At 66.1% G+C, this 26960-nt stretch carries 21 protein-coding genes; 4 read left to right on the plus strand and 17 right to left on the minus strand.

Features of this window, described 5'->3' with window-relative positions:
• The first annotated feature begins 123 nt into the window (after positions 1–123).
• From ACQKPE_RS03490 to ACQKPE_RS03505, 4 genes are read left to right on the plus strand one after another with little or no spacing between them, the layout of a single operon-like run.
• A complete protein-coding gene (locus ACQKPE_RS03490) occupies positions 124–960 on the plus strand; it encodes a hypothetical protein (protein WP_427663375.1) in 837 nt (278 codons plus the stop codon).
• A 22-nt stretch (positions 961–982) separates the two neighbouring features.
• Complete coding sequence (locus tag ACQKPE_RS03495; RefSeq protein WP_427663376.1) at positions 983–1861, plus strand: c-type heme family protein; 879 nt, start codon at positions 983–985, stop codon at positions 1859–1861.
• Positions 1862–1873: 12 nt separating this feature from the next.
• Entirely contained in the window at positions 1874–3274 is a 1401-nt protein-coding gene (locus ACQKPE_RS03500) for a serine/threonine-protein kinase (RefSeq protein ID WP_427663377.1), read from the plus strand.
• On the plus strand, positions 3271–4086 hold the full coding sequence (locus tag ACQKPE_RS03505) for a PP2C family protein-serine/threonine phosphatase (RefSeq protein ID WP_427663378.1): 816 nt from the start codon (positions 3271–3273) through the stop codon (positions 4084–4086). The genes ACQKPE_RS03500 and ACQKPE_RS03505 overlap by 4 nt, the downstream gene beginning before the upstream one ends.
• Before the next feature lie 10 nt (positions 4087–4096).
• Here the strand turns inward: ACQKPE_RS03505 and tagF are convergent, their stop codons facing one another.
• The 17 genes from tagF to ACQKPE_RS03590 form a co-directional block, all read right to left on the minus strand.
• Entirely contained in the window at positions 4097–4792 is a 696-nt protein-coding gene (gene tagF, locus ACQKPE_RS03510) for a type VI secretion system-associated protein TagF (RefSeq protein ID WP_427663379.1), read from the minus strand.
• Between the two features lie 10 nt (positions 4793–4802).
• Positions 4803–8345 (minus strand): type VI secretion system membrane subunit TssM, encoded by a 3543-nt coding sequence (tssM, locus tag ACQKPE_RS03515; protein WP_427663380.1) that lies wholly within the window; start codon positions 8343–8345, stop codon positions 4803–4805.
• Positions 8346–8355: 10 nt separating this feature from the next.
• Positions 8356–9648, minus strand: coding sequence for a type IVB secretion system protein IcmH/DotU (gene icmH / locus ACQKPE_RS03520; protein WP_427663381.1), 1293 nt, complete (start codon positions 9646–9648; stop codon positions 8356–8358).
• Between the two features lie 21 nt (positions 9649–9669).
• Entirely contained in the window at positions 9670–11001 is a 1332-nt protein-coding gene (tssK, locus tag ACQKPE_RS03525; RefSeq protein ID WP_427663382.1) for a type VI secretion system baseplate subunit TssK, read from the minus strand.
• Between the two features lie 33 nt (positions 11002–11034).
• A complete protein-coding gene (gene tagH / locus ACQKPE_RS03530) occupies positions 11035–12432 on the minus strand; it encodes a type VI secretion system-associated FHA domain protein TagH (protein WP_427663383.1) in 1398 nt (465 codons plus the stop codon).
• A 33-nt stretch (positions 12433–12465) separates the two neighbouring features.
• Positions 12466–14427 (minus strand): type VI secretion system Vgr family protein, encoded by a 1962-nt coding sequence (locus tag ACQKPE_RS03535; protein ID WP_427663384.1) that lies wholly within the window; start codon positions 14425–14427, stop codon positions 12466–12468.
• A gap of 200 nt (positions 14428–14627) precedes the next feature.
• Positions 14628–15233 carry a YopT-type cysteine protease domain-containing protein gene (locus tag ACQKPE_RS03540; protein ID WP_427663385.1) on the minus strand — a complete coding sequence of 202 codons (606 nt, stop codon included), beginning with the start codon at positions 15231–15233 and terminating at the stop codon, positions 14628–14630.
• Between the two features lie 103 nt (positions 15234–15336).
• Positions 15337–15993, minus strand: coding sequence for a YopT-type cysteine protease domain-containing protein (locus tag ACQKPE_RS03545; protein WP_427663386.1), 657 nt, complete (start codon positions 15991–15993; stop codon positions 15337–15339).
• Positions 15994–16056: 63 nt separating this feature from the next.
• On the minus strand, positions 16057–18708 hold the full coding sequence (tssH, locus tag ACQKPE_RS03550) for a type VI secretion system ATPase TssH (RefSeq protein WP_427663387.1): 2652 nt from the start codon (positions 18706–18708) through the stop codon (positions 16057–16059).
• The gene (gene tssG / locus ACQKPE_RS03555) at positions 18701–19744 is read right to left on the minus strand and encodes a type VI secretion system baseplate subunit TssG (protein ID WP_427663388.1); all 1044 of its coding nucleotides are present in this window, start codon (positions 19742–19744) and stop codon (positions 18701–18703) included. Before tssG ends, tssH begins: the two co-directional genes overlap by 8 nt.
• Positions 19729–21603 (minus strand): type VI secretion system baseplate subunit TssF, encoded by a 1875-nt coding sequence (gene tssF, locus ACQKPE_RS03560; RefSeq protein ID WP_427663389.1) that lies wholly within the window; start codon positions 21601–21603, stop codon positions 19729–19731. The genes tssG and tssF overlap by 16 nt, the downstream gene beginning before the upstream one ends.
• Positions 21600–22118, minus strand: a complete 519-nt coding sequence (gene tssE, locus ACQKPE_RS03565; protein WP_427663390.1) for a type VI secretion system baseplate subunit TssE — start codon at positions 22116–22118, stop codon at positions 21600–21602. The genes tssF and tssE overlap by 4 nt, the downstream gene beginning before the upstream one ends.
• A gap of 63 nt (positions 22119–22181) precedes the next feature.
• The gene (locus tag ACQKPE_RS03570; protein WP_427663391.1) at positions 22182–22664 is read right to left on the minus strand and encodes a type VI secretion system tube protein Hcp; all 483 of its coding nucleotides are present in this window, start codon (positions 22662–22664) and stop codon (positions 22182–22184) included.
• Between the two features lie 50 nt (positions 22665–22714).
• Entirely contained in the window at positions 22715–24211 is a 1497-nt protein-coding gene (tssC, locus tag ACQKPE_RS03575) for a type VI secretion system contractile sheath large subunit (protein ID WP_427663392.1), read from the minus strand.
• 92 nt (positions 24212–24303) lie between these two features.
• Positions 24304–24813 carry a type VI secretion system contractile sheath small subunit gene (tssB, locus tag ACQKPE_RS03580; RefSeq protein ID WP_427663393.1) on the minus strand — a complete coding sequence of 170 codons (510 nt, stop codon included), beginning with the start codon at positions 24811–24813 and terminating at the stop codon, positions 24304–24306.
• A gap of 54 nt (positions 24814–24867) precedes the next feature.
• Positions 24868–25890: a type VI secretion system protein TssA gene (gene tssA, locus ACQKPE_RS03585; protein WP_427663394.1), complete on the minus strand. Its 1023-nt coding sequence runs from the start codon at positions 25888–25890 to the stop codon at positions 24868–24870.
• 113 nt (positions 25891–26003) lie between these two features.
• Complete coding sequence (locus ACQKPE_RS03590) at positions 26004–26909, minus strand: catalase family peroxidase (RefSeq protein ID WP_427663395.1); 906 nt, start codon at positions 26907–26909, stop codon at positions 26004–26006.
• Positions 26910–26960: the final 51 nt, after the last annotated feature.

Here is a 26960-nt window from a genome sequence, read left to right on the forward strand (position 1 = left end):
TCGTTCAATCCATCCCATTGAAATACATAGAGAAAATTGACGTTCCAGAACGCCTTGAGGTGGTTACCCTGCGGTCACCAAAGGGCTTTGAACTGCCCGTCACCTGCATACGATGGCCAGACCGTGAACAGAATTTCGCTACTTGTTCTGCTGGTGGGCGTACTCAACGTCCCGCCACTGCTCGCCGCTCCAGGTACTGGGGTGATCACCGTGGCCGAGCAACCGGCTCGGTTGATACGCGCGACCACCCTCTACGACGCCGCTGCCGGTACCCGCCTGCAAGGCAGCGACTACCTCGCCTCAGGCAGCGCAGGCGTGCTGCTCGACCAACTGGCCGGCACCCGCGTTGCCTTGGGGCCCGGTACACGCATCTACCTGGAGCGCAAAGGCAACGCCACCCGCATCGCCCTGCTCGAAGGCTGGCTCAAGCTGCAACCGCTCAAGGGCGCTCGACCCAGCCGCCTGCTACTGAGCACCGCAGGCCTGGAACTCGATGCCAGCCAGGCCGCTGGTGTGATCCACGCCGATGCCAGCGGCACCGAGGTATTCGTCGAGGACGGCAAGGTCAGTGTGCTCGAGGCACGTCACGACAACCGCAAGACCGAACTGACGCGTGAGGAATACGCCCAGTTCAAAGGCCAGGCTGCGCCTGCCGCCATTGGCCGCCCCAGCAGCGAGTTCATCCGCGCGATGCCCGCAGCGTTCTTCGACCCCTTGCCCGCCGTGGCCACCGGCAAGGGCGCCGGCGACCCCTTGGACAAGGTCCGCGAGGTGAGCTTCGCCGACGTCTCGCCGCTGCTGCTCGGCCCCGTGAAGCTCGACAGCCGCGCCCTGGCCCTGCGCTTCTCGCCGCGCCTGTCCGACCCCGCCTTCCGCCAGGCCATCGTGCAGCGCTTCGGCGGCACGCTGCCCTGGGAAGCCGAGCTGTACCGCTTCGAGCGCAAGGGCGCGACGCGCTGAGCCCACCGAAGGAAAAGCCCCCATGAAATCGTCACTGGCCATCAAATTCAACGTCGTGTTCCTGGTCGTCTTCGTCGTCGGCTTCATCGCCAGCAGCCTGTTCGCCAACTCCCTGCTGCAAAACAGCGCACGCGAGCAGTCCCTGGACCAGGCCCGCATGCTCATGGGTACGGCAGCGGCCAGCAGCCGCTATACCTCCGAACAGATCGTGCCGCTGCTGGAGAACCGCCTGAAGTTCGAGTTCCTGCCGCAATCGATCCCCTCGTTCGCCGCTACCGAGCAGTTGCAGCAACTGCTCAAGGCCTACCCGGACTTCCTCTACAAGGAAGCCACGCTGAACCCCACCAACCCACGCAACAAGGCCACCGGCTGGGAAACCGAGGTGGTCAACCAACTGCGCGACCAACCCCAGACCAAGGAACTGATCGGCGAGCGCAGCGACGGCAGCGGCCCGGCGCTGTTCGTCGCCCAGCCGATCCAGATCACCGACCCGGCCTGCCTGGCCTGCCATACCTCGCCAGAGACTGCGCCCAAGACTGTGGTCGACCTCTACGGGCCGCACAATGGCTTTGGCTGGAAGCTTGACGAGATCATCGGTGCGCGCCTGGTCTCGGTGCCGCTGGCGGTGCCATTGCAACGGGCCAGCGAACTGCTGCACACCTTCATGCTCTCGCTGCTGGGGGTGTTCGTGTTCCTGTTCTGCGCGCTGAACATCATGGTCCACCTGTTCGTCACCCGGCGCCTGAAGACCATGACCGACATCGCCAATCGGGTCAGCCTCGGCGAGGACGACGTGCCGGACATGGACCTTGATGGGCATGACGAACTGGCGCGCCTGGGCCAGTCGTTCGCACGCATGCGCACCAGCCTGGTCAGCGCCATGAAAATGCTCGAAGCCTGACAGGAAGCCATCATGCTCGAACGCGTCGGCAAGTACCGCATCGACAGTGTGCTCGGCAAAGGCGCCATGGGCACCGTGTACAAGGCTTTCGACCCGCACATCGCGCGGGTCGTGGCGCTCAAGACGATCCGCAAGGAACTGCTCGGCGACAGCCAGCAGCAGCAAATGGTCAGCCGCTTCCAGAACGAGGCCCAGGCCGCCGGGCGCCTGAGCCACCCGAACATCGTCGCGGTCTACGACTACGGCGAAGACGACGGCGTCGCCTACATCGCCATGGAATTCGTCGACGGCATTGCCCTCAACACCCGCCTGCAAAACCAGCAGCCACGCCGGCTGGCCCAGGTCATCGGCTGGATGCGCCAGTTGCTCGAGGCGCTGCACTATGCCCATGCCAAAGGGGTGATCCACCGCGACGTCAAGCCGGCCAACCTGATCATCACCAGCGACGACCAGGTCAAGGTCACCGACTTCGGCATCGCCCGCCTCGACACCTCGGTGCTGACCCAGACCGGCTCGATGATCGGCACGCCCAGCTACATGTCGCCGGAGCAGTTCTGCGGCGAGTTGGTCGATGGCCGCTCGGACGTGTTCTCGGCGGGCATCGTGCTGTACCAGTTGCTCACTGGCGAACGGCCGTTCTCAGGCTCGGCGACCATGGTCATGCAGCAGATCCTCAACCAGTCGCCGGTGCCGCCGTCGAGCCTGAACCCAACCCTGGATCCGCAATTCGACCTACTGATCGGCCAGGCCCTGGCCAAGCGCCCGGACGAGCGCTTCGCCTCGGCCCGGGCGTTCCTCGTCGCCCTCGAAGCGCTGTCCGGGCCACAGACACTGGCCAGCGTGGAGCTGGACGACGACTGTACGCGGCTGATGCTGCCGGCCTCGTTCAGCCAGGCCGAGCTGCCCAGCCAAGGCCGCGCAGCGAGTGCCAGCAGCGAGGCGTTCGACACCCTCACGCCGTGGAAACGCCAGGTCAGGCCGCAGCTCGAGTCACTGCTGTCGCAGCAGATCGGCCCGTTGGCACGCCTGCTGGTCAAGCGCAGCCTGGCCCAGGCCGACGACTTCGCCAGCCTGCGCAGCGCGCTGCTGCCGCACATTCCTTCCGAACGTGGTCGGGCGCAGTTCAGCGCCGCCACCGAGGCTTTGCTGGAAACCTCGCAAACCACGTTGCCGACCACACAGCCCGGCACCCTCGCCGAGGCCAGCCTGGCCGACACCCAGGCCCTGGACGAGGCCTTCGTACAGGCCTGCGAAACCCGGCTGACCTATGCCATCGGCCCCATCGCCCGCATCGTCGTACGCCGCGCGTTACCCACCAGCACCTCGCGCCAGGCCTTCCTGCACACCCTGGCCGAGCATATCGACGATGCCGCGCAACGCAGCGCTTTCCTGCAGCCAAGTGAGCCCTCATGAGCCAACCGCAGAACCACAAGGCCACGGCCCCCTGCCCGCTGCGCGGCGCCCTCGCCTTCGGCCACAGCGACACCGGCCCGGTGCGCCAGCACAACGAAGACCACTTCCTGCTCGACGGCCAGCTCGAACTGCTGGCCGTGGCCGATGGCATGGGCGGCCACGAGGCTGGGGCGCAGGCCAGCGCCATGGCCCTGCAAGCCCTGCGCGATGGGCTGGCCGGGCAGATGCCCCATATCGAGCACGCCTCGAACGACCCCGACGCCACCTGCCAGGCGCCGTCGATGCAGGCGCTAGGCGTGCTGCACGACACCCTGGAGGCAGTCAATGCCCACCTGTACACCCACAACAGTGCCCGACGCATGAGCGAGGGCAGCGGCATGGGCACTACCCTGACCGGTATCTGGCGTCCCCATGCCGACGGCCCGTTGCTGGCCTTCCACGTCGGCGACAGCCGCCTTTATCGCTACCGCAACGGCGCCCTGGAACAGTTGAGCCATGACCAGACCTGGTACCAACAGGCCCTGGACGCTGGCCATTTCGACCGCCTGCCGGCGCGCAACGTGCTTTTGCAGGCCATCGGGCCGTCGCCACGGGTGGAACCGGAAATCCGCGTGCAGCCGGTACGTGCGCAGGACGTGCTGATGCTGTGCAGCGACGGCATCCATGGCTGCGTGCCGCACCATGAAATCGCCCGCCTGCTGCAGGGAGTGTGCCGCCACAATCTGGAAGCCACCAGCCAGCAGTTGATCCAGCTGGCAGCCGACTATGGCGGGCGCGACAACGCCACTGTGGTGCTGGTCCAGTACGACTGAAACCGCGCGTTCAGGCGCCGAGCATCTCGATGAACTGCTGTGTGCTCGGCAAGCCCTGGCTCACCGCCAAGGTTGGCGGCAGTTGCGCCGAGCCTTCGGTCCAGAACAGCGCATGCCCGGCCAGCGAGCGCTGGCCAGCGAAGCCTTCGAGCATGTCGCACCATTGCCTCATCGCCTGCTCCAGCCCCTCCTGCCCCGCCAGTTCCAGCCACATCGGCGCGGCCGCAGGCTGGCCCCAGGCCGGCGCGCAATCGCCTACGGCATGGCGCGAAGGCTCTGGAACGCGGCTCAGCGCCTGGTCGAACGGCGCCAGCGCAAACCCCTCCTGCAACGAAGACAGCGCCAGGCGCTCAAGCTCGGCGTACCAGCGGCCATCGTGGCGCAGGCGCTCCAGCACCGGCACATCGGGGCCGCCGTAGGCCAAGGTCAAGGGAAAGTAGCGCCCTACCCGGTCCACGCTGGGCATCATCACCCCGGCCCAGGCCGGCTCGCCGCACACCCCGGCGGACAACGCGAAATGCCAGATCGGGCTGCACCGGTAGGCCTGCTGCCAGCCCTGGCCCAGGCGTTGCTGGCTGGCGCGCAGGCCCGCCTGCAACCACTCATCCCAGCCACGCACGAAGCTTGGCGACAGGCGGCGACTGAGAAAATCACCATGGCTCACCAGCTTGCCGAAAAAGCCGGTGCGCGAGTCTTGCTGTTCCATCCTGTGCACCTTACAAACGGGTCGGGCAGCTGAACTGCTCGAAGGTATCGCGGCGGAAGGGGTTGATCACGCTGCTGGCCTGCAAGGCATAGCTCACCTTGCGCCCGCCGACGCTGAAGCTGAGCACGAAACGCTCGCCCTCGGCGCTGAGCTGGCCCTGGTCGAGCAAGCGCAGCCAGGCCCACGGGCCGTCGCTACGCAGGCCCTGGCCGGCTTGCAACTGTACCAGGTCGCTGCCCTTGCCGCTGGGCAGCACAATTGGCGTGAAGCCTGGGTTGGCACCTGGCTCGAACACCACCGGCTGGCCGGCGATGTCCAGGGTCACGCTGCCCAGCGCCGGGTCGGCGCTGAGCGGCTTTAGGTCGAAGCGCAGCGAAGGCTGGCGCGCGCCGCTGGCGAAGAACATTTCGCGCAGGCGGGCGCCACGCTGGAACTGGTCGAGCACGCCCTGGGGGATGTTCAGCGCCGCACCGCCGGTGTCGCGCCAGCGCCAGCGGCTGGCGCTCATGTCCACGTAGGGTGCCAGGTGCTGGCTGAAGAACGCGTCCATCAAGCCGCCTGGGCCGAAGAACTTGCCGAAGTCATCGGCGGTGATGTCGCGGCTGGCACCGCGCGACAACGGGTAGCGCCCGGCGATGGCCGCCTGGCAGAAGGGCGCGCCACTGGCCTGCCACAAGGCGTTCAGGCGCTCGCGCTCGTTGCCCAGGGTCAAGGCGCTGCCGCTGCCCTCGATGTCCTTGAAGATCGCCGCCAGTGGCGCCGGTTGCTCGTCGGCTGCGCGCTTGATGCGCCCGAGCACGTCCCCGCTCGGCGCCGGCAGGCCGCCACGGCGGGCGGCCTCGGCGCCGTCGAAGAACTGCGCCGCGTCCTTGAGCAAGGCCAGGGTGGCATCCAGCGGCGCCAGCGCTTCACGTCCGACCAACGCGTGCAGCGCCGCGAAGTGCTGGTCCACCGGGTTGGCCGCAGGCTCGGCGGACACCGAGGGGGGCGTGTCGCCCAAGGCACCTTGCAGGCGCTTGCGCGCGCTGTCGAGGCGCTCGCGCAACTGCTGCTCGACCGGGTTACCCGGGGTTTGCGCTGCGCTGTCTTGCAAGGTGGTTTCGCGCGCGGCCGCTTGCAGGAACGCACGCAGCGGCGAGTCGGCGGCCGCCAGGGCATTGCTCACTTGGGCGGCCTGGCCCAAGCTGGTCAATGGCACCAGCTGCACGTCCTCCAGGTACGCCTCCCACTGGCGGATGTAGTCGGCGTAGTACAGCTCCAGCACGGCCGCGGCCATGCCCGCGCTGTCGCCCTGGCTGACCTGCGCCTCCTGACGATCGAGAATCCAGCCCTCCTTGGCCATCTCGAGCACCGCGCGCTCGCTTTTTGCCAGCAACGCGCGGTAACCCGCCACGCTGTAGACACCACTCACCCCGCGCGACAGCGGCGCGCCACTGCGACGCACCAGCAGCGACGAGACATCGCGCCGGGCTTCGCCATTGACGCTGGTTTCAGCCAGCCCTTGTTGCGCCACCTGGCGCTTGAGGCGGTTATAGATACGCTGGGGCAACGACATGCTGGCCAGGGTCAGGCGGGTCTTGGCCACCAGTTGCTCATCCAGCTGCACCGGCTCCAGGCTTTCGTCCTCGAGCAAGGCCGCGACATGCGCCCACAGCGCCTGGCGCTGCGCTTCGCTGGCCTGCGGCAGCTCACGACGCCAGTCGACATCGACCCAGGCCTGCACCGAGGCTGCGTCGAAGAACTCGCGCTGGCCGAGCATCAGGTAGGCCCGCAGGGTTTCGAAGAGAAAATCCTGGTTGCTGGCATCGCCACGGCGCAAGGCGCTTTCCAGGTTGCCGACGATATGCGGCAGCAAGGTGCTGCGCAGCAGGCGGCGGTACAAGGTGACCGCGCCGCTACCCAGCTTGTCGCCCTGGTACAGCCCGAAGCGTTCGAGCAACGGCACGCTGTCGCCACGCTCGGCGAAGCCTGCGGGCAATGCCCGGGCCGCATCGAGCAACGCCAGGGTCGACAGCACGCTGCCTTCACGCGGCAGTGCCTTGGCCAGTTGCGCCACCTCGGCGGTGCGCTGCGACGAACGCTCGACCAGCGCCAGGTTGCGCTGGTAGCTGATGCCCATGCCCACTACCACCAGCAGTGCTGCGATCGCAATCAGCACACGCCCCGCGCGCCGCCATTGGCGCCGCCGCTGCTCATGCCTGAGGTTGACCCCGGCAAGGCCGGCTTCCTTGAAGATCACCTCGCGCAGCAGGCGGGTGATGAAATAGCTGCGTCCGCTGGCATAGCCACTGGGCAGTACCCGGCGCCCCAGGCCGAACGAGGCGGCCAGCGAGGCCAGCACGCGGTCGATCGGGCTGCCCTCCTGGGTGCCGCTGGTGAAGTACACACCCCGTACCAGGGTCGGTGCCTGGTAGCGGTTGGGCTCGAACACCGTACCAAGAAAGCCCCCGAGCACCTCGCGGATACTCGCGAACTGCTGCGGAAAGCCATACAGCAGCGCACGCCGCGACAAGTCACGTTCCTGCTGCATGCGGTCGAGCACGCGGGCCTGCAACTGGTGCTCCAGCGCATCGAACTCAGCGGGGAAGCGCGCCAGCGCCACATCCGCCTGCCCCTCCTGTTGCAGCGGGAAGGTCATGCCCCACACCTGCCCGCGCTCCTCGCGGCCAAAATGCTCGAAGAACTCGGCGAAACCGGCGAGCAGGTCGCACTTGGTCACCACCACGTAGACCGGGAAGCGTACGCCCAGGCGTTCGTGCAATTCATCGATACGGGCGCGAATGGCCTTGGCCTGGGCCAGGCGCTCGGCCTGGTTCTGCTGCAACAGGTCGCTGACGCTGAGGGTGACGATCACGCCGTTGACCGGGCTACGTCGGCGGTGCTTGCGCAACAGTTCGAGGAAGCCGCCCCAGGCGGCCTTGTCCACCTCGTGCTCGCTGTCCTGGGTAGTGTAGCGCCCAGCAGTGTCCAGCAGCACCGCCTCGTCGGTGAACCACCAGTCGCAATGGCGCGTGCCGCCAATACCGCCAATGGCGGTGCTGCCCAGGGTGTCGCTGAGCGGGAACTGCAACCCCGAATGGGTCAAGGCGGTGGTCTTGCCGCTGCCGGGCGCGCCAACGAACATGTACCAGGGCAACTGGTACAGGTACTGGCCGCCCAGCGACCAGCCAGGGCTGGCCTTGCGCAGCACGGCCATGGCCTGGCGCATGCGCTCGCCCAGTTGCGCGACATCGGCTTGCGACTGGCGGGCCGCCGCCTGCTGCTCGGGCGTCTGCGCGTTGGCGACGCCGGCCATCAGCAAGCGGTTGGCCCGCCAGGCACTGAACGCGCGCCAGCCGAAGTAGCCCAGCCACAACACGACCAGCACCGCGATCGCCCAGCCACGCGCGCGCTCCGAGGCCAGCGGCTCACGCCCATCGAACGACAGCAGCGGCCCCTCGTACCAGACCAACAACGCCAGTAACAGCACGCCAAGCAGCGACAGCAGCCAGGAGCGCGCCAACCAGCGCAGGCCACGCTTGAGACCATCGAACAGGGAAATCAGCAAAGACATGGCTGGGCTCTCATTGCGGTTGGGCAGGAACAAGCACGGTGATATCCACGCGTCGGTTGCGTGCGCGGTTGGCCGCCGAATCGTTGGCCACCAGCGGCTCGCTTTCGCCGCGCCCTTCGCTGCGGTAGCGCGCGGCAGGCCCTGCGCGCTCGCCCAGCAGGCGCGCCACGCTGTTGGCGCGGGCCTTGGAAAGGTCGAAGTTGGACGACAGCCTGGCCGTCGGCGAAGGCCGCTGGTTGTCGGTGTGGCCGACCACCAGGACCTCGCCCGGCACGGTCGCCAGGGCCTCGCCGATACGTGCCATCAGGCCCTGGAAGTTGCTCGACACCTCGGCACTGCCCGAGGCGAACACGCCATCGCCGCGCAAAGTGATCACCGAGCGGTCGGCGGTCTCACGCACGCTGACCAGGCCCTGGGCGATCTCTTCGGCGAGGAACCCCGATACCCGCACCGGTGGCGGCCCAGCGGGGCTTGCGACCTTCAATGGCGAGGCCAGGCGAACCTCGCCCATCTGCGCGAACACCGGGTCCGAGGTGCGGTTGAGCAGCCAGTTGCCGGTCAGTTGCAGCAGCGCCAGCAGCACGGCGGCCAGCGCCGCCACCACCCACAGGGGCACCCCGCGCAGCATCGAGGCAGGCGCCGACGCCTCGCCGCGCCAGTGTGGCGAAAGGTCCTGCTCGCGTTCGCCACGTTGCTGGCGGATCATCTCGAGCAGGCGCTCACGCAGCACCGCCAGCTGGTCGAAGCCGCGCTCAAGTACCCGGTAGCGCCCCTCCAGGCCCAGGGCCAAGCACAGGTACATCAGTTCCAGCACGTCGAGGTGGGTGCGCGCATCCAGGCTCAAGCGTTGCAGGATCATGAAGTACTTCTCGCCACCCCAGGCCTCGTTGTGGAAAGTCACCAACAGGCTACGGCTGTTCCACACCCCAGCGCCCCAGGGTGTGCTGGAGATGGTTTCGTCGATCAGCGTGCACAGCGCATAGCGCGCCGCAGCGAGGGTCTGCGGGTCGACCCGGCTGGCGCGGGCCTGCGCCTCGAACTGCTGGATCGCCTGCACCAGGCGCTCGCGCAGGGCTTGCATGTCCGGGGCCTGGGTCAGGCTGCGCAGAGGCACCACCAGGTCGAGCAAGGGGTTGGCGGCGCGCACCAGCGGGTTGAGCCCCTCGCCACGCACCAGCGGGGCCTGCGGCGGGGCGTCGCCAGCCTGCGCCGCCCGCGCGCCCTCCACGCGCCGACCACCGGGGGTGGGCAGCAGCACCACGGTGTGGTCCGGGTCGTGCCCGAGGTCCAGGGAGTCGTTCATGTCGTGTACCTGTGGGGTCGATCAGGCGTTGCGGATAGCCCAGAACTGCATCTGCAGCCCCGGGAACGTGCCGGCCACGTGCAGGGCGAAGCCGGCCGACTGGTTCAGTTGCTGCCAGTACTCGCTGCTGCGGTCGAGCTCGAAGTAGCTGTAGCCGGCGTGGAACGGCAGCTGCCGTGGCGCCACCGGCAAGGGCCGCAGGCCGATGCCGGGCAATTGCAGGTTGACCATGTCGCGGATCTTCTCCACCGAGCCCAGCTTGACCTGCGGCGGGAAGCCGGCACGCAGGGCCTCGCTGGGCATCTGCGCGTGCACCGCCAGCACGAAGGTGGCCGAGCCGAGCAAGGCACGCTCGGGCAGCACGGCCACGCGAATGCCGAACTGGCGCTCTTCCAGCGGTATCTGGATGGCCCGCGCATCGATCACCGTGGCCAAGGTGCGGCGCAGGTCGAGCAACAGCGGTGCGAAGGTTTCGGCCAGGGCATCGTGGCGGTACGCCGGGTAACGGCTGGCACGTTTTTCAGTGTCGGTGAAGGTGGCCAGCTCTCCTGCCAGCTGGGTCAGTTCCCGGTACAGCGCCTCGGGGTGCAGGCCGCTCATGCCCGCCAGGTGGCGTACCAGCGGCTCGCTGCGGTTGAGCAGTTGCAGCAGCAGGAAGTCGGCAATCTCCGCAGCGCCGCTGGCGCCCGGCTGGACCAGGCGCGTGGCCATGGCGTCGGCACGTTGCTGCAACAGCCCCAGCAGTTCCTCGACAAATTGCGCCAGGCGCGGCGCGGCGGACACTTGCAGCACCGGCGGGCAGTACTGCGGGTCAAGCACCAGGGACTGGTCGGCACGCCGCTCCAGCACCCGCGCCACCCCCAGGGTGGCGTGGGCATCGGCCACATCGCGGGCGTTGGCCAGGCGCAGGCGTAGCTTGCCGACATTCATCAGTGCGCTGTTGTCCAGGCCGTTGCTGTCCCAGGCCTCGTACTCGACGGCGCGATGGCGGGCGAAGTTCTCGGCGCTGGTGCGGTCGTCCACCTCGGTTACCCCATGGCGCGCGGTGGGCAAGGCCAGCACCACGGTCAGGTCACGGGCATCACTGGGAATTTCCAGCGGCGCCGGCATCTCGTCGAACGGCAGGCCCACCGGCGTGCCGTCCGGCAGCACGCCGCTGTAGGCCTTGAGCGCCAACTTGCCGAACGCCAGGTGTTGCTCGTCGATCTCCAGGTGCGAGAAGCCCCAGGCATAGGGGCGCAGGGCCGCGACGCGGGCTTGCAGCTGGGCGTTGAGGAAACGGTCGTGCTGTTGCAGGTGCTGGGGCTGCAAGAGCATGCCTTCCGACCAGACGACTTTGCTGTTCCAGGACATGAATTGGGTCTCGCGTAGGCAGGTGAAAAAGGTTCAGGGCAAATCGCGCAGGCGGCTGACCTGCTGCTGGTAGGCCGAGGAGAATTTCTCGACGAAGATCCGTTGCAGGTCCTCGTCGCCGTCGCGCACCAGCTGGGCGTAGCGCTCGCTGAAGCGCGCCCACAACTGGGCTTGGCGCGTCGACGGCAGCAGGCGTTGCAGCGCACTGGGCGCTGCCAGGCCCTGGGCAATGCGCTCGGGCTCGAAGCGCTGCACCACCTCGCTCAGCGCTTCGCGCATGCCGGCGATCACCGCCATCTCATGGGCGCGCAGGTCATCGAAGGCCGCGCGCAGGGCCGGCACACCCGCCAGGTAGGCCGGTGCATCGGTGCTGAGCATCTGGCTCAGGGCGCTGGTGGCATCCGGGAAGAACTTCAGCGGGTTGTTCGAATGCGCGCCGATCATGGTCATTTCGATATGGCTCTCGCGCTTGGTCAGGGCACGGGTCATCAGCACGCCCATGGTGCCGCCGGTGGCTTCGCGCAGCATTTCCCCAACCAGCCGGGCCAAGGCCTGCGGGCTGCGCGAGGTGCGCAGCTGAGGAAGGCCAAGGCCGTCGAGCAAGGCATCGAGTACCGCGCTGTCACTGGATACCGGCGCGGCTACAGGGGCTGGCGGCTCTTCTACGGGCACTACAGGTTGAGGTTGTGGGGGCTCGGCGAGGCGATCGGCCAAGGCGTCGTAGTCCTCGGGAATGCGCGCAGACTCCTCGCGCAGCGGCGCTGGCGTAGGCGGCAAGGCATGCTGCTCCGGCGACAGGTGATCGCTCTGCACGCCCGCGAAGACCGGCGCTGGCGCCATGTCGAACAGTGCAGGCGGCGCACTGCCCGCAAGCAGGCCCAGGCCAAGGGGGTCGGCCAGCGGCGTCGAGGGCTCGAACGAGGCCTCGCCCTGCAGGATGCTCGCAGCTGCAAGGGCATCGGTCTGCACCTGGGGCTGGCTGAAGCCTGCGCTGCTGCGTGGCGTCTCGACGGGCTGCGAAGGCGGCAGCGGTGTCGGCTGGGGCGGCGCGGGCGGCACGAACACGGCCAGGGTCTGGGTGCCGTCGGCACTGGTCTGGTCGGGGTCGCTGGTGGATTCATCGAGCAGTGCGACGTCGATCTGGTAGTCGCCGATCACCAACACATCGGCGCTCTGCAACAGCGCCTCGCGGCCATGGCCCAGCAAGCGCTCGTTGACCACGCTAGGGTTGCTGCCGATATCGACCAGGTAGTAGCCCTCCGGGCGCTGCTCGATGCGAGCGTGGGCGCGGGAGATGTACTTGCCGGGGTCGTCCAGTACCAGGTCGTTGCCCACTGCCCGGCCGAGGGTGCCGACCGTGTCGATCAGGCAGGACAGTTCAGCAGCGGGCGGCTGCCCACGGTAGTGCTTGACCAGCAGTTTCACAGGCATTGGGGGCTCCTCAAGAAGCGGGGGTGGCGGGGGTCACTGTTTGCCATCGTCGGCCTCCTTGGGCTCCAACGGCGTACCGGCAGGCCCAGGCCGCGACGCCAGCACCAGGCCGTTGACGGCGGCCGAGGCCTGGGGCAACGGCAGCGGTATCGTCGAGGCGACGATGGCCGGGCCGATGGTCAGGAACGAGGCGCCCGCCTTGAGGGTGATGCTGGCGCCCGCCTCGATCACCACGTTCATGCCGCCCTTGATGTGCACGTCCTTACCGCCACTGAGGCTGGCCTTCAGGGCAGCGTCCAGTTGCAGGTCGCGCCCAGCGACCTGCGACACGCTGCCGACGGCCTTCTCGGTGCGGTCGCCCAGCACGTGCTGGTGGCGATCGCCGCCGATGCGCTCGCGCAGGTCATTGGCCACCCGGGTATGGCGGTCGCCACCGACCCAGTCCAGGGCGTCCTGTTCGATACGCTGGTCGAAATTCTTCTCGGCATGGATGAACACCTGCTCGGCGCCCTTCTTGTCCTCGAAGCGCAGCTCGTTGTAGCCGCCACCGCCCTTGGAGGAATGGCTCTTGAGGGTCGAACGGGTGGCGTGCTCGGGCAGCGCGTAGGGCGGTAGGGTCTCGGCGTTGTAGACACTGCCGGTGACCAGCGGGCGGTCCGGATCGCCGTCAAGAAAACTCACCACCACCTCCTGGCCGATGCGCGGCAGGAACAGGTTGCCCCAACGCTTGCCCGCGCCGCCCTGGGCAACGCGCACCCAGCAGGAGCTGTTTTCGTCGTTCTTACCTTCGCGGTCCCAGTGGAACTGCACCTTGATGCGGCCGTACTGGTCGGTCCAGATCTCCTCCCCCGCCTTGCCCACCACCTTGGCGGTCTGCGGGCCGTGCATATGGGGTCGCGGTGTGACGCAGGGCGGGCGGTATTCCTGCTGGCGTGGCACGGCGCTGAAGCGACAGTTGAGCACCGGCAACCCACGCGCCTTGCCGGTCGGCTCGTAGGTGTCGGATGAGACCTGATAGCTGGCAGCCGTCACCAGCACTTGCAGGTTCTGGTCGCTGCGCGGGTGTTCGGCCAAGGTGAACAGTGCGCCAGGGAACAGCCCACGCGCGCACGTGGCGCCTTCGATACGCCGGTAGCTGGCATGCTGCGCCTCGAGATGTCGACGCGCCAAGGCCTCGCCCCGCTGGCGCTCGCGGTAACGGCCAGGGTAGTCGTAGCGTTCATGGCGTGACTGGGCGTAGTCCCGCGCCTGGGTCGACTTGACCAGCAGGTTCGCCGAGGGCTTCTCGAAATCGTAGTCCTGCAACGCCCAGGCGCCGGGCTCGACCTCGCTGCCCATGTTCCAGGCGTGAACCACCTCGCCGTCGCTGTCCCCGGCAGGTGTGCCGCCGCGGTAGCGCAGTTGCTCATAACCGGACACTGGCGCATGGGCACCGTAGCTGTCGGCCAATACCAAGGTGTGGCGGCCAGCGCTGCACCTGAAGTAGTAGTAGATACCTTCCTGCTCCAGCAGGCGGCTGACGAAATCGAAATCGGTCTCGCGGTACTGCACGCAATACTCCAGCACCGGGTAGCTGGCGCTGAGCCCGGAGCTGTCGACATCGGCGACGGTATAGGGCGCGAACACCGCCTTGACGATATCGGGCACGCTCTGCTGCTGGAAGATCCGACAGTCGCTGCTGCGGGTCAGCAGCCACAGCCAGGGGCGCACCACCGCATGGTAGGTGGCGAAACGACCTTGGCCACCGGTGTAGGTGAAGCGCGTGACCAGGCCGCTGAAATGGCGTTGCCCACCATTGGGCAGTTGCACCGCGACGCTCATGGGCGTTGCCAGCAATTCATCGGTCTCGAGGTCGTGACGCTCGCTGTAGAGCTCGACCTGGTACTCGTTCAGGCTCGAAAGCCCCTCGCTGGCGACCATGCGCCGGAACAACAGCACATCGGCGCCCAGTGCACAGGTCAAGGCGACTTCGCGGTTGGCTTGGGTAAAGGACATCGACGCTTCCTTCTCACGAGGTCCGGCCATGCAGGAAGGCCGGGGTTCGTGAGGACAACAGGCGGGAGGCGGGTTTTATTCCCGTGAGGCTGGAAAAAGCCGGCTCGGCATTGCGCCTGTCCAACACACGGGTATGCGCATCGAGGGCTCAAGCGCGATATCAGTTCGATACGCAGCCTGCAACGGCCTGGCAGCGCTCTTTACCTGGCGACCTGAATCAAACGCATTTCGGCAATGACCAGATCGACTCGCACCCCTTTGCGAGAGACGTAGGTGCGGTACTGCTCATGCAACTTGAGCAGGAACGACTTGATGTTCCCGTTGACCTCGAACTCTCCAAAGTTTGGGTCGAAGAAACGCATGCGGTTGTTGGCGACATAAAAGGCGCAGGTATGCGTGGAGACATCGTCTTCATTCATACCCGCAGGCACATCAAAGCTGAAGTCCATCGCGTAATGACTCGGCTGGGTCTCATCGATGAATGTCACCAGTTCCTCCACCCCCTGGCGGCCCGTGGCCGTCTTTTCGCGTCCGGTCTGGCGCATGCAAACGTTGGGTATGCCAATCCTCAGTCGGTCCATGTAGGTGCCATGGCGGACCGTGTTGAATTCTCCGTGCATGCGCTTCATCTCAAACCAGCGTTCGCTGTCCGATATAGACGCGATGCGCTGTTCGGGCGACTCCGCCGGTTGCTCCAGTAATTGTTTGAGCCACATCAATGCAGCGCCTGCACACACACCCGATTCGCGATCGAGCGCATTGTTTTCTACATGCGTACGCTGCTTGAACTTGGCGGCGCGATCCAACTTCATTTTCCAAGAAAGCCCCCATGACACAACTGGCATCTGCTACCTCGATCGATTGTCATTGAATTGATTACTGAGCGCGCAACGCGAGGCGCGAGGCGCGTTACATCCGTCCAAACTGCACCAGGAACAACGCGTCGATGGTGCGCTCGGCCTTCACGCCCTCGCTCGAGACGTAATTGCGGTAATGGTTATAAAGCTGCTGGAAGAACGCCAACTTGCCCCTGTGGCCGATGCGATACTCACCGGAATTGGGGTCGAAGAAACTCATGCCGTTCTCGTCCACATACAAGGCACAGCCGTGGGAGACAGGGACTTCCTCGTAGGTGAACTCCAGGATGTAGTAACCCGGCAGCGTCTCGTCCAGATGCGCTACCAATGTCGCCAGCCCGTCCTTGCCCTGCGCCTCCACGGCCGAGCGACCGGACATCCCGCAGATGTTCGGCGCTGCCCGCAGAAGACGATCGACTCTGCTTCCCGCGTGCCTGTAGCCGCCGTTGAACGAACTGCAGTCGACATCGACTTTGTACAGCGTGTCTTCCTGGCACAGATGCTCCGCACGCGCCTTGGGCGCTTCGGTCGGTTGCTGCAAGCGTCGCCGCAGCCAGGCGAAGACCAAGCCGATACATGCGCCATTGCCCACGCCAGGCATACCCTGGGGCGCTGAACTCCCCAGAAGCACAGCGCGTTGCTTGAACTTGGCTACCCGGTGCATTTTCAGGGCGAACGGGGTTTTCCAGGAGACATAGGTGCCAGGCATATGTAAGTACTCAGGATTGACGAGGGGTTGGACTAGAGGGCGATTCAGATCACGGTATGCCCATCACGCTTGCAACGGCTCGCTGGCCGCGAAGGTGTAGGTGAAAGCACCCCGCGCCGCGCCAAGGTGCACGCCGGTAATCGGCTGACCCTGCATCATCCGCTCGAGAATGGTTCGGCTGATGCTCGGCAACACCGTCTGGGTGAGGATCGCGTCGATCATCCGCCCGCCGCTCTGGAATTCGGTGCAACGGCTGGCGATCAGCTCCAGCGCCTGGTCGTCGTAGCTGAACGGCACACCGTGGCGCTCGCGCAGGCGCTGCTCGATGCGGCCCAGTTGCAGCTCGATGATGCGCGCAAGCATGGCATCGCTCAGCGGGTAATACGGCACCACGACCACCCGCCCCAGCAGGGCTGGCGGGAACACCTGCAACAACGGCGCGCGCAGTGCCTTGCCGAGCGTGTCCGGGTCGGGGAGCGTGCCGCCGCGCGGGCACAGGCGCTCCAGGGTCTCGGTGCCGACGTTGGTGGTGAGCAGGATCAAAGTGTTCCTGAAGTCGATCACCCTGCCCTCGCCGTCCTCCATCCAGCCTTTGTCGAAGACCTGGAAGAACAGCTCGTGAACGTCCGGGTGGGCTTTCTCGATCTCGTCCAGCAGCACTACGCTGTAGGGTTTGCGCCTTACGGCCTCGGTCAGTACGCCGCCCTCGCCGTAGCCAACGTAGCCGGGTGGCGCGCCCTTGAGGCTGGAGACGGTATGCGCCTCCTGGTACTCGCTCATGTTGATGGTGACCAGGTTGTGCTCGCCGCCATACAGGGTTTCGGCCAGCGCCAGCGCGGTCTCGGTCTTGCCCACGCCAGAGGTGCCGGCGAGCAGGAACACCCCTACCGGCTTGCCGGGGTTGTCAAGGCCGGCGCGGGCGGTCTGGATGCGCCGGGCGATCGCCTCCAACGCGTGGGGCTGGCCGATGATGCGTTGCGACAGGGTGTCGGCCAGGTTCAGCACATTGTCGATTTCGTTGCGCACCATGCGGCCCACCGGAATACCGGTCCAGTCCTGAACGACAGACGCCACCGCTTGCTCATCGACAGTCAGCAGGATCAGCGGCGACTCGCCCTGGGCCTCGGCCAACGCCTGCTGACGAAGGCGTAGCTCCTGCAAGGCATCGCCTGCTGCGCCGCCCTCGCTCAACTCCGCACGCAGCGCGAGAATCGTCGTCACCTGGCCCTGCTCGCCTTCCCAGCGCGCCTCAAGCTCAGCCAGGCGCTCATGCTCATTACCCAACTGCACATCCAGGGCAGCTTCACGGGCCTCGGTGTCCACGCCCAAGGCGCGTTCCCTGGCGATGATCGCCTGCTCGGTCTGCAGCGCTTCGATGCGTCGGCGGCAGTCGTCCACGCTAGCGGGGGTGGCATGCAGGCTGATGGCGACCCGCGCGCAGGCGGTGTCCAGCAGGCTGATGGCCTTGTCCGGCAACTGGCGCGCCGGAATGTAGCGGTGCGACAGGCGCACCGCCGCCTCCAGCGCCGCATCGAGAATCTGCACCTGGTGATGCCCGGCCATACCCTGGGCGATGCCGCGCAGCATCAGCAGGGCGCGGGCTTCATCGGGCTCATCGACCTGCACGGTCTGGAAGCGCCGGGTCAGTGCCGGGTCTTTCTCGATGTGCTTTTTGTATTCGGCGAAGGTGGTCGCGCCAATGGTGCGCAACGTGCCGCGGGCCAACGCCGGCTTGAGCAGGTTGGCAGCATCACCCGTACCTGCCGCGCCACCGGCGCCGACCAGGGTGTGGGTTTCATCGATGAACAGCACCACCGGCACGGGGCTGGCCTGCACCTCGTCGATCACCGCACGCAAGCGCTGCTCGAATTCGCCCTTCATGCTGGCCCCGGCCTGCAACAGGCCAACGTCGAGCACCCGCAGGCACACCTCACGCAACATCGGCGGCACGTCGCCACGCACGATGCGCTGGGCCAGGCCCTCGACCACGGCGGTCTTGCCGACCCCGGCCTCGCCCACCAGGATCGGGTTGTTCTGCCGCCGACGCATAAGAATGTCGATGACCTGGCGAATCTCGTCGTCGCGCCCGACGATCGGGTCCAGCGTGCCTTCGCGGGCCTGGGCCGTGAGGTCGACGGTGAACTGCCCCAACGCTTGGCCGCTGGCCGCAGCGGGCGCCAATGCGCCGCTGGACTCGCCCGGTGCCAGCTGGAAGCCGTCGGTGGCCGGCTGGTGCGCCTCGGGCGAATCGGCCAGCAATGTAGCGAAGCGCTCGGCCAAGTCATCGACCTTGACCTTGGCGAACTCGCTGGAGATCGCCAGCAGGGTATTGCGCAGCGTGCGGTCCTTGAGCAGGCCGAACAGCAGGTGGCCGGAGCGCACCTGCGCCTCGCCGAACAGCAAGGTGGCCTGCACCCAGGCCCGCTCCACGCCCTCCTCCAGTTGCGAGGACAGGTCGCTGATCGAGGTCGAACCACGGGGCAGGCGGTCCAGTGCGGCGGTCAGGTCACGGGCCAGGCGCGCCGGGTCGAGCTCGTAGTGGCGCAGGATGCGCGACAGGTCGCTGTCGTCGAGCTGCAACAGTTGGTGCAGCCAGTGCACCAGTTCCACGTAGGGGTTGCCGCGCAGCTTGCAAAACACCGTGCTGCTTTCGATGGCCCGGTAGCACAGGCCGTTGAGCTTTCCGAACAGGGCTACTCGACTGATCTCAGCCATGATCTGATCCTTGCGGTGAAGGGGAAACGGAAGGGGTTAGGCGTGGATTGATGAGCAGCTGGTGGTCGTCATCAAAGGGCGCTGCGCTGCTCAGCCAGCTGCTCCAGCCGAGCTGGGTGCCCTGGCCCAGGCGCGTGCCAGGCACCTGTTGCTTGGCGACGATCAGGTTGATGTCCCAATCCAGGGCCAGGCCTGCGTACTGGCGCACCCAATCGGTCAGCCGACGCAGGCCAGGCTGGCCTGGCAGCAGGCGGCGCACCTGGGCCATGTCCAGCGGGCCGACCAGCAGGCGGAACTTGCCCTGGGCATTCCATACCTTGCGCCCGAGCACCGTGCCCTGGCCCAGGCGCTCAGCCCGCGGGCCGCTGCGCAAGGCGCACAGGCCATCGGCAGGCAGCGCCATCCAGTGGCCGACGAACTGCTGCACACGCACCGGCATGCACAGGTCATCGCTGAGCAACGCTGCCAGGCCTGCCGCATTGCGCACCTGCGGCGCCAGGCGTCCGGCGTAGTACTGCTTGGCCCGTTGCGGCACGGCATCGCGCCCTTGCAGCGAAGGCATGCCCAGGCCAATCAACGAAGCGACGTAGTCGGAAAAACGGTCCGCGCCTGGACGATCCAGGCTCACCGCCGGCTGGGCATTGGCCCAGGCGCGGTAGAACAGGCTGATCAGGCGGTGGTGGAAAATGTCCAGGAAGCGCGCCAGCGTCGGGTCGTCGAGGTTGCGTTGGCGTTCGCGCACGTATTCGGTCAGGTGCAACGGCAACGGCCCATTGGCGCCCAGGGCGCCGAAGAAATTCAGCAACAGTCGCGGGGCCTGGGCGCCGTCGCCGGGTTGCAGGCCGGCCAGCATTGCCGGCTCGAACGCCAGCGACGGTTGTTGGCCGAAGCGCAGGGGCTCGTCAGCCACGCGGCTGGCCTGGCCGATCCGTGGCCGGTCGGCGAAGGCGCACTCGAGCTGGCGCAGCGCGGCGTGGAAGTCGAACGCTGCGGGCTGCTGCGCCAGGCGCTGCAACAGCACTAGAGGATCTCGCATCGCCCTACCCTCGTCGGCCACTGCATGATCAGGCCGCGTGTGGTGCTGTGCAGCTGGGTTTCGGTGAAGCTGTTGAGGGCCACGTACTTGGCGAAGAACTGCTCCAGCACCGCGCCGAAGACGAACAGGCTGGCGCCCTCGAACGCGCTTTCGTCAACCGTCACACACACCTGCAAACCACGGCCATGGGTGATGGGGCCGGGGATCGGCAAGCGCCGCACGATCGAGCGCGCGCTGACCGAGCACAGGCCTTCGACCTGTTTGTGCGCCGGGCCATCGTGGATGCCACAGTACAGCCGCAGCAGCTCGCGCAGTGCCGTGGCCCCCTGCTCCTGGCCTTGGTCGAGCAGCGACAGGTAGTTGAGCGACAAGTGGCTGACCAGCCGCCAGGCAGTTTCCCCTTCGGCGAACGACGCCCGCGGCGCCGTGGGCCCGGCCACGCAACGCACCGCCTGCACCGGCGCGCCAGACTCAACAGTGAAGTCGCTCTTGCCCAGGCCCACCGGCATGCTCAACACCAGGTCGCGGTTGGTGCACAGGGTGTCGATACCCAATTGACGCAGGTCGCTGCGGTAGGGGGTTTCGTGGATGTCCACCAGGGTCAGGAACAGCTCGCTGCCCACGTAGCTCGAACGCGGCCCTTGGCGGCGCTGCGCTTCGGACAGCACCCGCTGGTCACGCCGCACCTGGTACCAGGCGCCCTGCTCGGGCGTGTGCAGGTCATTGGCGTGGTAGAACGAGTCGAAGCGCTGCTGGGCATCGCTGCCGCTGCCGTACCCGGTAACGCCGGTGACCTGGTAGATCTCGAAATCCATGGGCCGGGTGCGGTCGGGCACCACGTGGAAATCCACCTGCTGGTCCGACAGGTGCACCCGGTCGGCACGCTTGGGAAACAGGTTGATCGCCGGTGTGCAGTGCAGGGCGAAATGCTCGGCACTCACACGCCCCTCCAAGGTGGGGGCGAAGGTGTTGAACAGCACCGTCACATCGACCTCGGTGGTGCTGCAACGCTGCAACGCGGCGCCCAACTCGGCCAGCTCGACGAACTGGAAGCGTTGCGGCAAAGCGAAGTATTCCTGCAACAGCCGGTAGCCCTGGAAGGTGCGTGGGCCGACCGGCAGCAGCGCCTGCTGGTCATCGAAGCCTTGCGCGCGAATGGCCGACTTGTCGACCCAGGCATGCCAGCGCTCATCGGCCTGCACCGGCTGCAGCATGATGCCTGCAGCCTGGCCCAACAGTTGCTCCAACAATTGCCCGGCCAGCCCTTCAGCGCCCCGCAGGTGCAACATCAGGCTGTCCATGCCGAGGCTGTCGAAGGTCAGCCCCGCGCCCACTTTCAAGCGCAGGCGCAAGGCGGCCTTGACCGGCCCCAGGCGGGCCAGGTCGACCCCAGCGACCTGGCCGGAGCAGGCGAAGTAGTTCGCCTCGCTGAGTACCACCGGCCACAGGGTGACGTCGTGGGCAGTACGAAATTCGCAGGCAGTCTGTTCGCCCTTGCCCAGCAGGCTGTGCAGTGCCGTGCCGCGTGGCACGGTAAAACCCTGGGCAAGGCTGCCCTCGTCCAGGTCTGGCTGTAGCTGCACTACGGTCATCGCCGGCGTGGGCGCCAGGTAATGGGGGTAGACCAGCTCCAGCAAATGGTTGGTAAAGCGCGGAAACTCCGCGTCGAGCTTCAGTTGCACCCGGGCTGCAAGAAAACTGAAGCCCTCTAGCAGGCGCTCGACATAAGGGTCGGCGCAGGCCTGGCTTTCCAGGCCCAGGCGTCCGGCGACCTTGGGAAAGTCGCGGGCGAACTCGCCGCCCACTTCACGCAGGTGTTGCAGTTCACGTTCGTAGTAGCGCAGCAGTCGCGTGTTCATCGCACACCTCCAGCGTCGAGGGGGTAGAGCTTGACGCTGCCCGCTTCAAGGTCCAGTTCGGTCTTCAGGTACAGGCGCTCGGGCAACGGCTGGCCCCAGAGTTCGCCGTGGATCTCGAAGGCCACCTGGTTGTGGCTGGCCTGCGAGCTGTGCGGCACCAACGGAGTGACCCGCACGCTGCCCGCCAGGATGCGCGGCTCGAACTGCTCGATGGCTTGCTGGATCAGCCGGCACAAGGCCTGCGGATCGAGGCTGCTGGCGGTCTTGCCGGACAGGTCCGGCAAGCCGAAGTTGAGCACCGAGCGCGCAGCCAGGGGGTACGCGGTCAAGTCTTGCGTACACCCTAGGGCACAGCTGTTGAGCAACCAGCCAAGGTCGCGCAGCACCGCCTTGCGCAAAGCGCGCATCGACAACACCCGCTGCTCGCGCGGCTCGTGCAACTGCGTGCGGGCATCGTCGCTCAGGCGATCGAGCAACGAGGGCTGCAAGCGCTCACGGCTGGTCAGCTCAGCCATGTCGGGCCACCCTGGAAAAAGCACTGGCGGTCATCGGCGATACTCCACGGCGACAGTCTGGCATCAGGCCTTCTTGTTGAGCTTCAGGTCCCAGATCTTCGGCGTGCCGGTGCTGACCGTCTTGCCATCGAAGGCGTCGAACTTGTAGCTGATCTTGGTGAAGTTGATCGAGATGGTTTCACTCGGGCACTCGCCGCTGCTGTTGATCGAGTAGGAACTGATGATCGCTTCGTCGAGTTCGATCGTGAGGTATACCTGCGGTTTCTCCTCGCTACCGACGGTCTGCAGGAAATGCAGCTCTGCGGTGCCAAGGCTCATGCCACCTGCCGCTTCCATGAACAGGTCGGCAGAGGAAAGGTCGGTCGACCTGTTCAGGGAGAACTCCGAAAACGACGGGTTGCTAGGCTTACGGACGGTACCACCACCACTCATGGTGACGGCACGACCCAAACCCATGCGCAAGGACTCGACGTTGATCCACTCCTTGTGCTCGTCGATGATCGAAGCGCCTTTGATTTTCTTACCTTTGAAGTTCAGCAGGATCATGGTCTTTACCTAATTCAGGGGGGATGGGTTGGGTTGCGAAGAACTGACCGTCAGGCCTTGGTCGACGGCAGTTTGGAAACCAGGCGCAGCGACACCGTCAGCCCTTCGAGCTGGTAGTGCGGACGCAGGTAGAACTTGGAGTGGTAGTAGCCGGGGTTGCCCTCGACCTCCTCCACCACCACTTCGGCACCGGCCAGTGGCTTGCGGGCCTTGTCCAGGTCGGTGGCGGTGGCCGGGTTCTGCTCGACATAGCGACCGATCCAGTTGTTCAGCCACACCTCCATGTCGTCGCGTTCCTTGAACGAGCCGATCTTGTCGCGCACGATGCATTTCAGGTAATGGGCGAAGCGGCAGGTGGCGAACAGGTACGGCAGGCGCGCGGCCAGGTTGGCGTTGGCGGTGGCGTCCGGGTCGTCGTATTCGGCGGGCTTGTGCATCGACTGCGCGCCGATGAACGCGGCCAAGTTGCTGTTCTTCTTGTGCACCAGCGGCATGAAGCCGTTCTTGGCCAGTTCCGCCTCGCGTCGGTCGCTGATGGCGATCTCGGTCGGGCAGGTCATGTCGACGCCGCCATCATCGGTCGGGAAGGTATACACGGGCAGGTCTTCGACCGCACCGCCAGACTCGATGCCACGAATTTGCGAGCACCAGCCGTAGTGCTTGAACGAGCGATTGATGTTCACCGCCATGGCGTAGGCGGCGTTGGCCCAGGTGAAGTCCCGGGTCCCGGTGTTGTGGACGGTTTCCTCGAAATCGAAGTTCTCCACCGGGTTGGTCTTGGCGCCATAGGGCGCGCGGGCCAGGAAACGCGGCATGGCCAGGCCTACGTAACGCGAGTCCTCGGAAGCCCGGAAGCTGCGCCAGGCGGCGTGCTCCGGGGTCTGGAAGATCTTGGTCAGGTCACGCGGATTGGCCAGTTCCTGCCACGACTCCATCAGCATCACGCTGGGGTCGGCGGCGGTGATCAGCGGGCAGTGCGCGGCGGCGCTGACCTTGGCCATCTGGCTCAGCAGCTCGACGTCTGGCGCGCTGTTGTTGAAGTAGTAGTCGGCCACGAAGGCGCCGTAGGGCTCGCCACCGAACTGGCCATACTCTTCTTCGTAGAGCTTCTTGAACAGCGGGCTCTGGTCCCAGGCCACGCCCTTGAACTTGCGCAAGGTCTTGTGCACCTCCTGCTTGGAGATGTTCATCACGCGGATCTTCAGCGACTCGTCCGACTCGGTATTGCTGACCAGGTAGTGCAGGCCGCGCCATGCACTCTCCACCGACTGGAAGGCTTCGTGGTGGAGGATATGGTTGACCTGCTCGGACAGCTTGCGGTCGAGCTCGGCGATCATGCCCTCGATGGTGCCGAGCACGTCGCCGGAGATCACCTGGGTGTCCTGCAAGGCTTGCTCGGCCAGGGTGCGCACGGCGCTTTCGACAGCGTCGCGGGCCTTGTCGGTCTTGGGTTTGAACTCTTTGTTCAAGAGGCTGGCGAAGTCACCGAGGTCGACTTGCTGGGCCTGCGGCTGCGCCGTTGCCTCGTGCGCTTGGGTGGTGGACATGTGCAGCATCCCTCGTTTTCTGGGCAAAAGGGTCTACCTGCCGGTGCCGTGAAGGCCCAGCCGGAGTACGGGTCGTTCGGGGTTCGGGTCGATCAGTCGGTGGGGCTGTCGGCCGGCTTGGGTGCACTGCCCAGCGCCTGCAGCAGCGCGGGGTCCTGCAGCACGCGGGCCAGCAGTTCCTCGGCGCCGACCTTGCCGTCCATGTAGGTCAGCAGGTTGGAAAGCTGGTTGCGCGCGGTAAGCAAGGCAGCCAGGGAGGGCACGTTGCGCGCCACGGCGCCGGGGGTGAAGTCGTCCATGTTCTGGAAGGTGATCTCCACCGGCAGGTTGCCCTCGCCCGTCAACGTATTGGGCACCTGGAAGGCCACCCGCGGCTTCATGGACTTCAGGCGCTCGTCGAAGTTGTCGACATCGACTTCGAGGAACTTGCGCTCGGCCACGGGCGGCAGGGGCTCTGCCGGTGTACCGGAGAGGTCGGAGAACACGCCCATGACGAATGGCAACTGTACGGTTTTTTCAGCGCCGTAGACTTCCACGTCGTACTCGATCTGTACACGCGGTGCGCGGTTGCGCGCGATGAACTTCTGACTGCTTTCTGCCACGGGACTTCTCCTGGTGTTCAGGGCATTGATCGGCCCTGTCTGCGGGGTTGTAGATCAGCGTTCGTCGGTGGGGATGCCACTGACCTGGGCCATCTGGGCCAGCCCGTCAGGGGCCAGGTCTTGCAGCAATTCGATGAAGTTCAGCCCCAGCAACTTGCGTGCGCGCTGCAACAGCAGCGGCACCGGGCTGCCAGGCTCGTGGGTGGCGAAGTAGGCGCAGAGCCGGTCCAGGGCCTGGCGCACGTCCTCGCGACTGGTGATTTCGCCGTGCAGCGTGGCGACGGGAGCCAGGTCGTTCATTGCCAAGGCAGGCAGCGCCGGGCTGCCTGCCGGTTGCGGTAGGCGCTGGCGCAGTACATCGGCGGCGCGGCGCAACATTGACGACAGGGGGGCAAGGTCGATGGCATTGGCATAGCCGACGCGTTCGGTCAGCAGTGCCTCGATGCGTTGACTACCCAACTGCGCCTGTTCCAGCGCCGCCAGGGTGGCGCCGAGCAGCGCCTGATCGGCTTGGCGGAACAGCGCCTCGATCATCGCGGCGCTGGTTTTGTGCTGCTCGCCGGCAGTGCTCGCTTCGCCATTGTTCAGCTCGATATCACGCAAGCTCACCTGGCCCAACGCGGCCACCACCACCAGTGGCGACTCACGCAGCTCCTGGAGCAGGCCAGTGGATTCACAGAGGCTGGCAAGGATGTTTACGCGCAACTGCGGGTCGTTGTCGTCATCCGGGTCGAGTTGCGGGTGCAGGTGTTCCCAGTGGTTCGTCAGCAGCGCTTCGACCAGAGCAAGGCCCTCGGCAAAACCCAGCACACCTCGCAGGTTCAGCTCGGCGCGGGTCAGCAGCACGGCCAGGCGCAGGTCGCGGCTGCGACTGGCCAGGGCCAAGGCCTGGGCATGCACGCGCTTCCAGTCCGGCGCCACGGCTTCGCTGAGGGTATTGCCGTACTCGACCTCCGGCCTGCCCAGGGCCTCTTCTTCGAGGGCCAGGTAGTCGGCGTCGTACTCCAGGCTGTCGCCGCAAGGCGACGTCGCGCTCAGCGGCTCGGCCAGGTCGGCGAGGCGATCGGCAAGGTGCATTGGTGTACCCCATCGGAATGCTTGTTCTGAGGGGATAACAAATAGGGCGGGGGGTTTATTCCGGCAGGTGCGAAATTATTTTTTGCCCGGCGTCGTCGACCTGACTCACGTCCCTACTGCGCGCTCTGCTCCCACAAGCGACGCACGTAGGACTCTCCGTAAGCCGCGCTACGCGCCTTGAGCAAGGGGTCGTCCGAAGGAGTAATGCCGGTCGGAAGCATCAGCGGGTTGAAGTCGACATCACGACAAGGTCCGTCGATCTGCGATTGCTGCTTGTCGATCACCAGCACGCCGGCATCGATCTCCTGGTGGCCAGGCTGGATCCACTGCTGCGTGGCATCGTTTACCGCATCGCCCGGCAGCGCCACGGTCAGTATCAGGTTCCAGCGCATGGGGCCTGCGGCCAGCTGCGAAACCAAGGCATGGAACAGCCCGTCCGGGTCGTTCTGCGCACGCTGCTCGGCGCTTACCGGTGCATATGCCGCCTGCGGCTGCAAGCGCCAGCGTACGTAGCGCTGGTGCCCGTCCTCGTCCATGAAGCGGAAGCTGCTGACACTGAAGTATTGCGCGTTGTCGAAACCTGAAGAGGGAGGGTGCGCTACCGACCAGTCCTCGAAGGCCTGCACTTCGGGATGCTCGAGGCGAAACTGGTGCAGCCGCTCGGCACGATCACCCTGCCCCGGAAGCGAGGCCTTGAGCTGCGCCAAAAGGGCCTCGGGGGTGCGTACCGGGAAGACCGGGATGGAGTTCATCGCCATCCGCCAGTGCTCGTCGCCCTTGTCCAACGCCAAGGCCAGGCTGCGCATCGATACCTGGTTATCGTTGACCGACGGGTTACCTCCCGATACCGAGAAACGCCCGAGCACATCGAAACGCCCCGCACGCAAAAACGCCGCGCGGGAAAGCACGGTGCCGTTGCCATTGCTGTAGAAACGCCCGGTAATACAGATACCCTTGGCATGATTGCGGCGAAAACCCGCGTATTGACGGCCAGCAGCGCCCTCGAAGGCGTCGACCATTCGCGAAGCGCCTGCATGGGAGGTGAGCGCAGGGGGCGACGCCCAGCAAGC

The sequence above is a fragment of the Pseudomonas sp. NPDC089554 genome, from assembly GCF_050280645.1.
GTDB lineage: Bacteria > Pseudomonadota > Gammaproteobacteria > Pseudomonadales > Pseudomonadaceae > Aquipseudomonas.